Annotated in this window: 13 protein-coding genes, 1 tRNA gene and 1 pseudogene; 9 read left to right on the forward strand and 6 right to left on the reverse strand. The window is 68.0% G+C overall.

Translation table 11 applies throughout. From position 1 onward, the window contains the following. Nucleotides 1-248: nicotinate-nucleotide--dimethylbenzimidazole phosphoribosyltransferase (locus tag WBL05_RS02395; RefSeq protein WP_424223489.1), on the forward strand; the 248-nt coding region annotated here is incomplete at its 5' end. Nucleotides 249-641: 393 nt separating this feature from the next. Continuing rightward, nucleotides 642-1,475, forward strand: a complete 834-nt coding sequence (locus tag WBL05_RS02400; protein WP_424223491.1) for a hypothetical protein — start codon at nt 642-644, stop codon at nt 1,473-1,475. A 514-nt stretch (nt 1,476-1,989) separates the two neighbouring features. Here WBL05_RS02400 and WBL05_RS02405 read toward each other — a convergent pair. The 4 genes from WBL05_RS02405 to WBL05_RS02420 form a co-directional block, all read right to left on the reverse strand. Beyond that, nucleotides 1,990-2,066 (reverse strand) — tRNA-Pro (locus WBL05_RS02405). 127 nt (nt 2,067-2,193) lie between these two features. Next, nucleotides 2,194-3,081, reverse strand: a complete 888-nt coding sequence (locus tag WBL05_RS02410; protein WP_424223492.1) for a metallophosphoesterase — start codon at nt 3,079-3,081, stop codon at nt 2,194-2,196. Between the two features lie 154 nt (nt 3,082-3,235). Next, entirely contained in the window at nt 3,236-3,859 is a 624-nt protein-coding gene (locus tag WBL05_RS02415; RefSeq protein WP_424223493.1) for a hypothetical protein, read from the reverse strand. Between the two features lie 167 nt (nt 3,860-4,026). After that, nucleotides 4,027-6,210, reverse strand: coding sequence for a transglycosylase domain-containing protein (locus WBL05_RS02420; RefSeq protein WP_424223494.1), 2,184 nt, complete (start codon nt 6,208-6,210; stop codon nt 4,027-4,029). Nucleotides 6,211-6,428: 218 nt separating this feature from the next. On the opposite strand from WBL05_RS02420, the gene WBL05_RS02425 reads away from it, so the two are divergent. Both WBL05_RS02425 and eutC read left to right on the forward strand, forming a co-directional pair. Continuing rightward, a complete protein-coding gene (locus WBL05_RS02425; RefSeq protein WP_424223496.1) occupies nt 6,429-6,803 on the forward strand; it encodes a WhiB family transcriptional regulator in 375 nt (124 codons plus the stop codon). A gap of 127 nt (nt 6,804-6,930) precedes the next feature. Continuing rightward, nucleotides 6,931-7,551, forward strand: a pseudogene (gene eutC, locus WBL05_RS02430) (ethanolamine ammonia-lyase subunit EutC); the annotation flags it as partial. A 9-nt stretch (nt 7,552-7,560) separates the two neighbouring features. Here eutC and WBL05_RS02435 read toward each other — a convergent pair. Next, nucleotides 7,561-8,409, reverse strand: a complete 849-nt coding sequence (locus WBL05_RS02435) for an aldo/keto reductase (protein ID WP_424223498.1) — start codon at nt 8,407-8,409, stop codon at nt 7,561-7,563. 76 nt (nt 8,410-8,485) lie between these two features. Here WBL05_RS02435 and WBL05_RS02440 point away from each other — a divergent pair, with 76 nt between their 5' ends. The 5 genes from WBL05_RS02440 to WBL05_RS02460 all read left to right on the forward strand — a co-directional run bounded on the left by WBL05_RS02440 (nt 8,486) and on the right by WBL05_RS02460 (nt 11,257). Beyond that, on the forward strand, nt 8,486-9,232 hold the full coding sequence (locus WBL05_RS02440) for an alpha/beta hydrolase (RefSeq protein WP_424223499.1): 747 nt from the start codon (nt 8,486-8,488) through the stop codon (nt 9,230-9,232). A gap of 68 nt (nt 9,233-9,300) precedes the next feature. Next, nucleotides 9,301-9,483 carry a hypothetical protein gene (locus WBL05_RS02445; RefSeq protein ID WP_424223500.1) on the forward strand — a complete coding sequence of 61 codons (183 nt, stop codon included), beginning with the start codon at nt 9,301-9,303 and terminating at the stop codon, nt 9,481-9,483. Beyond that, nucleotides 9,483-9,938, forward strand: coding sequence for a RidA family protein (locus WBL05_RS02450; protein ID WP_424223501.1), 456 nt, complete (start codon nt 9,483-9,485; stop codon nt 9,936-9,938). The genes WBL05_RS02445 and WBL05_RS02450 overlap by 1 nt, the downstream gene beginning before the upstream one ends. 3 nt (nt 9,939-9,941) lie before the next feature. Then, entirely contained in the window at nt 9,942-10,619 is a 678-nt protein-coding gene (gene nth / locus WBL05_RS02455) for an endonuclease III (protein WP_424223506.1), read from the forward strand. Next, the gene (locus WBL05_RS02460) at nt 10,616-11,257 is read left to right on the forward strand and encodes an NUDIX hydrolase (protein WP_424223503.1); all 642 of its coding nucleotides are present in this window, start codon (nt 10,616-10,618) and stop codon (nt 11,255-11,257) included. Before nth ends, WBL05_RS02460 begins: the two co-directional genes overlap by 4 nt. Before the next feature lie 2 nt (nt 11,258-11,259). On the opposite strand, the gene WBL05_RS02465 is transcribed toward WBL05_RS02460, so the two are convergent. After that, nucleotides 11,260-11,790, reverse strand: coding sequence for a phage holin family protein (locus WBL05_RS02465; protein WP_424223504.1), 531 nt, complete (start codon nt 11,788-11,790; stop codon nt 11,260-11,262). Between the last annotated feature and the right edge of the window lie 353 nt (nt 11,791-12,143).

The raw sequence follows: 12,143 nt of genomic DNA on the forward strand, positions 1-12,143 counted from the left end.
GGGTGATCGCGGTCGCCGAAGCCCTGGTCGCCGAGGACTACGCGCCCGGGACGAAGGCCTGGCTGCAGGCCGGCCACCGCTCGCCCGAGCCCGGGCAAGCGCTGGGCCTGGACCGGCTGGGGCTGAAGCCCCTGGTCGACTTCTCGATGCGGCTGGGCGAGGGGAGCGGCGCGGTGCTGGCCGTCCCGGTGCTGCGCTCCGCCGTTGCTGCGCTGACCGGGATCGCCCAGCTGGCCGACCTGACCTGATCGGGCCGGGGTCGCGATTGGGGCGGTCGGTTGGGCGCTCCGGAACCCGGTCCCGTCGCCTTGGCTGCTGCCCCAGGGTTTGATCTCACTTCTTGGTCCGCCGCGCCTCTCGGCTGGCACTTTCCTGCACTTTGGCCGAACAGTGCCCGGTTCCGGGGTCGAACCCGTGCATCATCCCTACCCAGGGACGGAAAGTGCTCGGAGTGCTCGCCGCACGCGAAAGTCCCTCTGGGGCATATTCCCCACGCCGCGGCAGGGGCGTACCTTCCATTCTGTGGGCCCCTGCACGTCAGGTTCCCACCTCGGCCGCGTCCCCCGTCGCCTGTACTTGCGGGGACCGCCACCGGGACTCGGAGGTCTTTCGAAGGGAGCATGATGTCCGGTCTGCGAAGAGTGAGCGACGTCAACACCGCGCGAGCAGAGGTGGACGCCTTCGCCCAGGCCATGCCCGGGAGCGTGGCCTGGGGCCTGGATGGGTTCGACGTGGTTGCCAGGCTCCGGGTGCTGCTCGCCAATCCCGAGCTGATCGAGCAGCGCGGCCTGAACGCCTGCGCACCGGCCGTCTTCTACCGGCTCTGGCTGGAACACGACCCGGTCGCGGCCGCCCGATTCGCCTGTGCGTTGCTGCGGGACGGGTCCGCCCGGATCGGCTCCCTCCTGATCGCCCCGAGCTGGAAGCTGCTGGGACAACGCTACGGACAGCTCCGCCTGGCCACCGACGCAGCTCATCCGGGCGCGACCCCCGAATGCACCGACTGGATGCTGCTGAGCGCGCTGCGCGATTCCGAGAACATCTGGTTCGACTACGCAGGCGAGCCCTACACCGTGGGGGACGCCGTCGCCGGCCTCACGCTGCCAGCCACAGTGGCCGGCTGGTTGAGCGCGACTGGTCTCTACGCATCGGTTGAGAATGCCACCAATCTGGTCATGGCGGCTGACCTGCAGCAGTTCCTGATGCAGAACCCCCGACCGGACCTCGACATCCTGCTATTCATCAACACCCCCGCGATTTATGACATGTCGAACACAATCCCCGCCACGGTTCCAGACGGGAACTTGTTCACCGTGCCCAACCACTACGTGCACCTGCAGTCGATGCCGTTTGTCGACGACACCCAGCGGTGGGTGCATCTCGATACCTGGAGCTGGGCAAGGACGTGGGACGGCTGGCAGGGCAGCGAACGATTCCGAACCAACTACTTCGGCTTCATCCGCGCCACCATGTAGAAGTCAATCGATGGAGCGACCCAATTCAGGACGCCGTTGTCCCCACGGCGACCTCGAAGTGTGGGGCTGACCCCGATGAAGGTGAGCTCGCAAGACGCGCTTGGTGCACGCCCCGCCAGCAGCGTCCCCGCCGCGGGAGCGGTCGAGCCGCAGGCCGCGGAGCGTGCACTTTCCGTCGCTGGGGCCGGATGCTGCACGCAGAAGGGGCTCTGGGCGTGCACCCTCCGTGCCCCAGGAGGGATACTGCCCAAGGGTGGGGTCAATAGCAGGTCGATGCCGCGGAGGCGGTAAGGCCGGACGCCGCGTGCACTTTCCGTCCCTGGGGCCGGATGCTGCACGCAGAAGGGGCTCTGGGCGTGCACTTTCCGTGCCCCGGGGCGGATGCTGTCCAAGGGTGGGGGCGCCGAGAAGCCCGCCCAAGGACAGGCCCCAGCCAGGAGCCGAAGACCTCCCTCGGGGCCAAGACGACGAAAGCCGCTCTCCCTCGAGTGTTCCCCCAAGTCAGAGCGGCAACTGGTCGGGGTGACAGGATTTGAACCTGCGACCTCTTCGTCCCGAACGAAGCGCGCTACCAAGCTGCGCCACACCCCGATGGCCCTGAAGCCGACAGTTAGCTTAACCCACCCCGGCGGCCGGGCACCAATTCCGACCGTCAGCCGGACGCGGCACCAAGCCGGACGCCGCATCCAAGCCGGACGCCGCCCCCAGGCCGGACGGCTCAGCAGACCGGCACCAGCCGCAGCAGCGTCGCCTCCGGTCGGCAGAACAACCTGATCGGAGCCATCGGGGAGGTTCCGATCCCCGCCGACACGTGCAGCGGTGCGGTGCGGCCACCGCTGCTCCAGGTGCTCAGGCCGCTGGCCTGCCGCAGCGGGATGTCGCAGTTCGCCACGATCGCTCGGTTCACCGGCAGGCACACCTGCCCGCCATGGGTGTGCCCGGCGAAGACCATGTGGAGCCCGTCGGCGACCATCGCGTCCAGCACCCGCCGATAGGGTGCGTGGGTGACCCCGATGGTCAGGTCGGCATCGGCCCCCAGCGGCCCCGACACCGACGCGTAGTTGTCCAGGCCCGCATGCGCGTCCGCGGTGCCCCGCAGGTCGACCACCCGACCGGCGACCGCCAGGCGTCCGGCGGCGTTGTCGAGGTAGACCCACCCGGCCGCCTCGAACGCGTCCACCACCCTGCGGTAGGGCAGGGGCGTGGGTTCCTGCTGCGGCTCGGAGCGTCCGAACAGGTAACTGACCGGGTTGCGGAACCGCGGCTCATAGAAGTCGTTCGACCCCAGCACGAACGCTCCCGGCACCCCCAGCAGCGGCTCCAGCGCCTCCAGCAGCGGCTCGATGGCATCAGCACTGGACGCGTTGTCGCCGGTGCTGATCACCAGGTCTGGACGCAGCCCGCCCAGCCGGGCGACGAAGTCGCGCTTGCGTCCCTGGTAGGGCATCAGGTGGATGTCGGACAGGTGTAGCACCCGGATCTCCCGCTGTCCGGGCGCCAGCAGCGGCACCACGGCGCGCCGCAACAGGAACGCCCGAGCCTCCAGCCAGGCGCCGGCCGCGATCGTGGCACCCAGACCGGCAACCGCCGCGGTGGCGCTACTCAACACTCGCGAGACGCCCGTGAGCTCGGTGGCTTGGGGTGCCGCTGGCCCCAGTGGCTGTCGCCAGGACCGGAATTCGCTGGTCATACGATTCTTGAAAGCTGGATCATCATCGTCTCTTCGAACCTTCATTTGTGGTACTCATGGCCAAGCCAGGTCAATCGGTCTCATACTGCCGGTAGCCCTCGGGCCAGTACGGACACGCTTCCCATAACTCCTCAGCGACCCATTGGTCCGGCGAGTAGCTCTGGTGCAGTTCCACCATGACAGGATCAACGGTTCCTTGCTGGAGCGCCGACGCATAGTCATCAAAGCTGGGCCTCGTCAGGTCGGAGTAGCCCTCGTCCTCAGCACAAGGCAGCCACACCCTGATCAAGTGGTCGTACAGCCAACGTTGCTCCTGGCCGGTTGGCGGCCTCGCGATGTCAAGCCGAACGGGATACTGGCCACTACACACGTACCTGGCCAGGTTCGTCTGCTCTTCCTGGCCAGGCGGAGATGTCATGCGGTAGCCGAGGTCATCGGTGCGACGGGCGTCGACGCCTTTGTCGCGAAGGCAGGCGACCATGACGTCGACGCGCTCTTCAGGATTCAGCCATCGGACTATCTCCACCTCCGGAGGATGCGCGATGCCCGATTCGGCGGCCAGGACGCCCAGATCTTCCCCGTACTTGTCCATGTCCCACTCGGACGGCCGATAATCCTCAATGCGCGGCAGCGGCTCGAAGTCGTACTGCGGCGGCCCAGCGCAAGCCGATAGCAGAAGAACGGATACGGCCACCCCGGCGGCCCTCCAGACAACCGAGGCACCCACTGGTCTGCTCCTTTCGCGACGAACTCGGACGAGCTGGATCCTTCCCGTTTCACTAACCTATCCGGTACCCGTGGCGTGTCGACATTGCCTCGAAATGCACGCCGTCCATGGCCGATAGCTCGATCCGGAGCACCTCATCGACCGTTGTTCGACCGCGGCGCGGTCGAAGCCTGGCCAGGTGGCGGCGTGATCGGCACCGGCGAGACCCACGGCTCGAACTTCGACTGCGGCATCCCCTGCATCAGCTGCTCCATGGCCGGCCGCCACAGGGCGCCGGCGTCCCCGCGCGAGTAGCTGCCCAGGCCTCGTCCGCCCAACGGGCTGAGCGGCATCGTCTGCACGTTGCGGGCCTGCTCCGGCGTCCGCAACCAGGCCTCGCTGCGGTTGTCACCGGCCACCACGACCGAGGTCGACAGGTCGGGGGTGTAACCGACGAACGCCGAGCTCGACTGGGAGTTGTCCGAGGTACCGGTCTTGGACGCCTGGTCGATCCCGTTCGGGACGTAGGTCGATGCCGACAGGCCCGAGGTGTGCGTGCGGTTCAGCACGTAGTTGACCGCGTCGGCCACCTGCGGGTCGATGGTCTGCTGGCAGTCGGCGTCCGGCACCGGAACCTCGACGCCGTCGCGGGTGGTGATCGAGTCGAGGATGATCGGGTTGCAGCGCACCCCTCGGTTGGCGAACGTGCCGTAACCGACCGCCATCGACAGCGGGGTCACCTTGGCCGCGCCCAGCGTGAACGACGGGACGTAGTTGAAGTCGTCCAGGGTAGCCTCGCCCTCGACGGGTTGCGAGATCTCGACGCCCGCCCGCTCGGCCATGTCGACGGCCTGGCAGGCACCGACGTCGCGCACCAGCGACACCCAGTAGTTGTTGACCGACCACATCATGCCGGTGACCATGTTGAAGTTCCCGGACGTCTGCCCGGCCACCGCGTTGCTGGTGCTGTAGTTGTCTATCAACTGGAAGCGCTCGTTGCCGCAGCCGCGGAACCACTGGCCGCGCCAGTTCTGGGTCGGCCGCACGTTGTAATACGTGGTGTCGGGGAAGTTGCCCTGCTGGACGGCCGCGGCAGCCGTCCACACCTTGAACGTCGAACCGAACAGGTAACCGTCGGCGCCGCCCATGTCGTAGCGCACCGAGTAGTTCCAGGCGGTCTCACCCGGTCCGTCACCCATCACCGGACGCGACTGCGCCATCGCCACGATGCGGCCGGTCTTCGGGTCGACGGTGTTCATGATCGCCAGCACCGCGTCCTCCGGGCCCACCACCGAACTGATCGTGTTCTGCACGATGTCCTGGTCGACCGGGTCGATTGTGAGGTAGATCTCCAGGCCGCTGCGGTTGAGCGTGTTCAGCCGGTCCTGGAAGGTTTCCCCCAGCGACGACATCTGCTCGCTGGTGATCACGCGCTGGGCATAGTCGCAGATGAACGGGTAGGCGGTGCCCTGGCAGCCGTTCGGGGTGTCCTGCACCTGGGAGGCGTCGAAGCCCTCCAGCTTGGCCTCCTCGGCGATCTCTATCGGCATCCCCTGGTAGCGCACCTGCGCGTCCAGCACCGCGTTGCGTCTTGCCAGCGCAGCCTGCGGGTTGTGCACCGGATCGGTGGCGCCCGGGTTCTGCACCAGGCCCGCCAGCATCGCGGCCTGGGCGACGTTCAGCTCGGAGGCGTCGATGTTGTAGTAGTGCCGGGCCGCCGCCTGCACGCCGTAGGCGCCGTCGCCGTAGTAGGCCATGTTGAGGTACCGCTCGAGGATCTCTTCCTTGGCCAGGTTCTGCTCCAGGGCGACCGCGTAGCGCATCTCCAGGATCTTGCGGTCCATGTTCGGCGCCTGCACCTCCTGCTCGCAGGTCTTCTCGCCGTTGCACAACTGGACACGCACCAGCTTCACGTACTGCTGGGTCAGCGTCGACCCGCCGCCGCTGATCGTGCCGCCGGCCGCGTTGCTCACCGCAGCCCGGAAGATCGACTGCAGGTCAATGGCGCCGTGCTCGAAGAAGCGATGGTCCTCGATGGCGATCTGGGCCATCTGCATCTCGGGTGAGATTTGGTCGAGCGGGATGTACTGCCGGTTCTGGTCGTAGAACCGGGCGAGCAGCGAACCGTCGGCCATGTACATGTTGGACGCCTCATGCTGCGGCGGCACCGCAAGGTCTGCGGGCACGTCCTGCAACGCCGTCGCGGCGGCCCGGGTGGTGCCAGCCGCCAAAGCGGCGAATGGCAGACCCAGTCCGGCCACCAGAACACCTGCCAGGATGCTGACGGCGAGGAACATTAGTAGGGAGTACGTCTTGGTGCCTACGTTCTTCGCGCTCACGTCCCCTAGGGTACGTGACCGGAGGTCCGACGCCACGTTTCGGGCGCCCACGATTTGCCGGCCGGGTTCTGCTCGGGGCAGCCTCGCCCAGCCCGCTCAGCGGTCCGGCCGCTGGAATGTGAAGGTGCTTGTCCCATACCGCCAAACGGGCGGTTTCGCTGGCCTTCAATCCGGGTGTAGGTTTGTCGATAACCCGCCCAAGGAAGGAGCGCGTGTTGATGGCCGTGCCTGACCCTGAAGACTGGCCCCTGCTGGCCAAATGCAGAGGAATGAATGACGCCCTGTTCCCCGAGGGCAAGGACCAGAAGAGAGCAAAGACCATCTGCATGGGGTGCCCAGTTCGAGCGCAATGTCTGGCTGAAGCCTTGGACAATCGCATCGAATGGGGTGTGTGGGGCGGCATGACCGAACGCGAGCGGCGGCAGTTGCTGCGGCAGCGTCCGGATGTGAAGTCGTGGTCGGCGGTGCTGAATGCGGCAGTGTCAGCGTCCAAGGATGTACGCGTGGTCGACAGCACTTTCGATGCGGATGCCTCGGCGCAGCGCCGGCCGACTTCATCGCCGGTGCCGAGTTCGGTCGAAAGCCGCCGTTGACGGTTTGACCAGCTGACTCTGGTCGGCCAGCTGGCGTATGGGTGGCGGGGGGCCACCCATGTCCCGGACGTTCCGGTCCCTGTAGTGCGCCCTCGGATGAGTCGCGCGTTATGTTCGCGGGTACACCACCAGTGCACTGCTTCGGTTCTGGGCAGACTGCGCCACCGCGATGGACGCAGTCTTCACCGACGTGTCGCAGGAGTTCCTGGACGAACTCGGGCTGTTCACCGTGCAAACCAAGTGCACCTCGAAGGACGAGTACCTGACGCGCCCCGACCTTGGCACCCAGTTCGACGATGCAGCCATCGAACAGATCAAGCAACGCTGCACGGCCAGGCCGAAGGTTCAGGTGTACATCGCCGACGGCTTGTCGTCCACGGCAGTGGAGGCGAACGTTCGCGACCTGATGCCATCGCTGGAGCAGGGGCTGAAGCTGCACGGTCTGGACATGGGGACGCCGTTCTTCGTCAAGTATGGCCGGGTACGTTCGATGGAGCCGATCTCGGAGGCGCTGGGTGCGACGGTGACCTGCGTGCTGCTCGGTGAGCGGCCGGGCCTGGCGACCCCGGAGTCGCTGAGCGCCTACCTGGCCTACCAGGCGCGGATCGGGATGCCGGAGTCGGAGCGGACCTGTGTGTCGAACATCCACCGGGAGGGCACCAACGCGGTCGAGGCGGGCGCCCACATCGCCGACATCATCGACCAGATGATCAAGCAACAGACCTCAGGGATCCAGCTGAAGCTGTGACGCTGACCCTCACCACTCCTCGTGGGTGTTGGCGTCCCAGGCCGCGTCCTCACCCAGGTCGAGGGTGGCCAGATCGATCATGTCCTGCTCGGTGAGCTCAAAGCTGAACAGGTCGGCGTTGCTGTGCCAGCGTTCCGGCTTGCCGGACGACGGGATCACGACCGCGCCCTGCTGGACCGCCCAGCGCAGCACCACCTGCGACACGTGCACGCCCAGCCGGTTGGCGATCTTGTGGGTGATGATCTGGTCCATCGGCCGCTCACTGCCGCCGAGCGGACGCCAGCCCTCGGTGACGATGCCCTTCGAGGCCAGCCAGGCGCGCAACTCGGTGCGGGCCAGCGCGGGGGAGAGCTGGATCTGGTTGACCACCGGCCAGACTCCGGTCGCGGAGTGCAACTCCTCGAGCTGGTGCGGCAGGAAGTTCGAGACACCGACGTGCTTGACCAGCCCTTCGGACTGCAGCTCCAGCATCTCCTGCCAGGTCTCCACCGCCAGCCCGCGGGACGGGTTCGGCCAGTGGATCAGCAGCAGGTCGACGTAGTCGGTGTTCAGCCGGCGCAGCGACTCGGCCAGCCCGCGGCGGGTCAGGTCGCGACCCTGGTCCATCCCGGCCACCTTGGTGGTCAGGAAGATCTCCTCTCGGGGCGCCCCCGAGCGGCGGATCGCCTCGCCGACCGCCCCCTCGTTGGCGTACTGGGCGGCGGTGTCGAGCAGCCGGTAGCCGGCCCGGATGGTCTGGGCGAGCAGCTCGGCCAGCTCGTTGCCCTTCGCGAACAGGGTGCCGGTGCCTACCTGCGGGATCGCCCCGCCGTCCGAGAGCGGAATCGTCGGGATCTGAATCGGTGTGTCGTTGGCCATTCAACAACTGTGGCACAGCGCGCAAACCGCCAAGTGATCCCGGGTGCAGGGGCCGGCCGCAGCCTAGAGTGCAGCCATGATCCACGACGTCGTGCACCCGACCGGCAACCCACCGGTGACGCTGACCAGCTACGCCCACGAGCAGAAACCGAAGCTGGTCAACGTGTCCCGGCGGCCGGCCGTGCTGGTGCTACCCGGCGGCAGCTACGAGTTCTGTTCCGACCGGGAGGGTGAACCAGTGGCGATGGCGTTGGCCGGCGCCGGGTACCAGACCTTCGTCCTGCGCTACTCGGTGGCCGAAGCGAGCACTTGGCCGGCACCGTTGCTGGACGCCGAGGCCGCCCTGCAGACCATCATCGACCGGGCCGACCAGTGGGGTGTCGACCCCACCCGGATCGCCGTGCTCGGGTTCTCCGCCGGCGGGCACCTGGCGGCTTCGGTCAGCCTGCTGGGACGCGTCCGGCCGGCCGCGACGCTGCTGGTCTATCCGGTGATCATGCAACGCACCCTGCGGGTCTGCCGCGCCGAGGTGCACGGCGCACCCGCCCTGCTCGAGGCGGTGGACCAGTCCTGTCCGCCGACCTTCATCGTGCACAGCGCCGCCGACGAACTGGTGCCGGTCGCCAACTCGCTGCGGCTGGCCGCGCAGCTCGCCGACCACGGCATCCCGTTCGAACTGCACGTCTTCCCCGGCGGACCGCACGGTCTGGCCCTGGGTACCGAATTCACCTCCACCGGACGCCCGGAGATGGTCGACCGGCCGTTCGCGTCCTGGCTTGGCCTGGCCATCGACTGGCTGGGCCGACAGTTCCCGATCGGGTAACCACGCGTCCGACCGGCCCGCGACGTGGGGCGTCCCGCTTGCCGGTGGGCTGAACTACGCTTGGGCCCATGAGTGAAGCACCGCAGCCAATCCCGTGGGAGTACTTCGTGGCTCCCATCCTGAGCCATGTCGCGCAGCAGATCCTCAACAACTTCGGCGCCGACGGCTGGGAACTCGTCCAGCTCGCTCCCGGCCCCAACCCGGACACGCTGGTCGGCTACTTCAAGCGGCCACTGGTGAAGGAGTCCTGATGCTGGCCAGTGAACGCCTGGTTGAGCTCGGTATCGAGCTGCCGTTGAAGACCGCGCCGCTGGGCGCCTACCTGCCGGCCAAGCGCTGGGGCTCGCGCGTGTTCACCAGCGGCCAGTTGCCGATCCAGGCCGACGGCAAGATCCTCACCGGACGCCTCGGCGGCGGCCTCGACGTCACCGACGGACAGCAGGCGGCCCGGACGGCCGTCCTGAACGCGCTGGCCGCGATCACCGCCCTGCTCGGCCACGTGGACGAGATCCGCGAGGTGGTGCGGCTGATGGTGTACGTCAACTCCTCTACCGCCTTCACCGAACAGGCGAAGGTCGCCAACGGGGCGTCCGAGCTGCTGCTGGAGATCTTCGGCGACAACGGACGCCACGTCCGCAGCGCCGTCGGGGTTGCGGCGCTGCCGATGAACGCCGCCGTCGAGGTCGAACTGGTGGTCGGGGTCTGAGTGGTGCAGAACCAGGCCGGGCTGGTCTTCGAGCGGCTGCGCGAGACCTACCCGGACGCCCGCTGTGAGCTGGACTTCAGCAATCCGTTCCAGCTGCTGGTCGCCACCGTGCTGTCCGCCCAGTCGACCGACGTCCGGGTGAACATGGTCACCCCCGGGCTCTTCGAGCGCTGGCCCACGCCGGAGGCGATGGCCGGCGCCGACCGCGACGAACTGGAAACAGTCATCAAGTCGACCGGGTTCTTCCGGCAGAAGACCACCGCGCTGCTGGGGCTGAGCAGGGCGATCGTGGACGACTTCGACGGCCAGGTGCCGGTGGCCATGGAAGACCTCGTGCGCCTGCCCGGGGTGGGCCGGAAGACAGCGAACGTGGTGCGTGGACACGCCTTCGGGCTGCCGGCGATCACCACCGACACCCACGTGCTGAGGGTGTCGAAGCGGCTGGGCTGGACGGCGTCGACCAAACCCGAGGTGGTCGAGGTCGAGGTCGGCCGGCTCTTCGACGAGGCCGACTGGACGCAGGTGTCGGACACCCTGATCTTCCACGGCCGCCGATGCTGCCACGCCAGGAAGCCGGCCTGCGGTGCCTGCCCGGTCGCCGCCGAGTGTCCGAGCTTCGGGGTCGGGCCGACCGACCCCGAGCAGGCCAGGCTGCTGGTGAAGGCGGGAGATCAGCTGTGAACGAGCACTTCGACATGCTGGTCGACGCGCTGGCGAACCCGAGGCTGGCCGAGCGGCTGGCCGCCGAACGGCGTCCACACGGGGCGCCCGGCGCGGCGGTGCTGCTGCTGTTGTCGGAGTATGACGACCCCGACCTGTTGTTCACCGAGCGGTCGGCCCACCTGCGGCGGCACGCCGGCCAGATCTCGTTCCCGGGCGGTGGCTTCGAGTCGCAGGACGCCGACTACGTCGCCACCGCGCTGCGCGAGACCTGGGAGGAGGTCGGGCTGCCGCCCGACCAGGTCTCGGTGCTCGGCCAACTACCGGCCACCCGGCTGCCGGTGTCGAGCTATGACGTCGCACCCGTGGTCGGCACCTGGTCGGGGGATGATCCGCTGGTGCTGGCCAGCCCGGTCGAGGTGGCGGCCATCCACCGTTGGCGGGTGTCGGAACTGGTGGATCCGGCGAACCGGGTCACCTGGAAGCTGCCGGGTGGGCACCGCGGTCCGGCCTGGCAGTTCGGCGACATCTTCTTGTGGGGGTTCACCGCCTACCTGACCGACGCCCTGCTCCGGCTGGGCGGCTGGTGGCGTCCCTGGGACACCGAACGGGTGGTCGAGGTGCCGAACCGGTTCCAGCGCGACCGCCAGCCGCGCTGAACTCAGTCCTCGATCTCGCCGGGCTCCGACCAGCCGTCCAGCCGCCGCTCGGGGGTGATGACGGCGCGGGTGACGGCCACCGCGTCGGCGGGGGCGCGGCGGTGCTGGGCGTCCGAGACGCCGTTCTCGATCGCGTCGGTGATCGCGCCCAGGCTGGCCCTGGTCTCGGCGATGGTGGCCGATGGGGCCTTGACCTTCTTGACCTGCGAGCGCCCGATCAGCGCCAGCACGACCATGATGATCAACGCCAGCACCGCAGTGGTCAGGAAGCCGAGGGTCAACGCGGTCAGCGGATTGAACCCCGCCAGCTCGTGGTACATCATCGACAGCGCGAAGGCCAGGGTGAGCAGGAAGAGCTTGAGGACCGTCAGGCCCACGACTGCGGCGCCGCCGAAGACGCCCGCCCCGATCCCGCCGTGCTTGACGGCCGGCTTCAATTCCGCCTTGGCCAGTTCGCTGATCTGCCCGAACATGTTCGGAACGGTGGTCTTCAACACCTTGATGTAGTCGCTGGCTCTCGGACGTTCAGCCATCTCTGGTCCCTTCTGCTCCTTGGCCCGCCGTGATCGGGCGCCGACGGTCCTGCTCCAGCCTAGTGCCAGCCAATCTCGGCGCACGAGCGCCGCGGCAAACCGGTCGGCGTGTGGCGGCCCGGGGATCAAGTTCCGTGGGGTCCTGGTAGTGGCCTTGGCGGCGCTTCACGGGGTGGCTGGGCACTTTGCGGTCCGGACGCCGAAGGATGTACGCGTTTGGCCCTGGGACCGGGCATTATGCGTGGCGGCCGCGGGAAAGTGCTCGCCCGGGGGCGGGCGGACGGCCCGCGGGTGGGGTCCCGGGGATCAAGTCCCGGGGCGTCCTGGTAGTGGCCCGGGCGGGGCTGCACGGG

This window comes from Brooklawnia sp. (assembly GCF_049651565.1).
Classification (GTDB): domain Bacteria; phylum Actinomycetota; class Actinomycetes; order Propionibacteriales; family Propionibacteriaceae; genus Brooklawnia.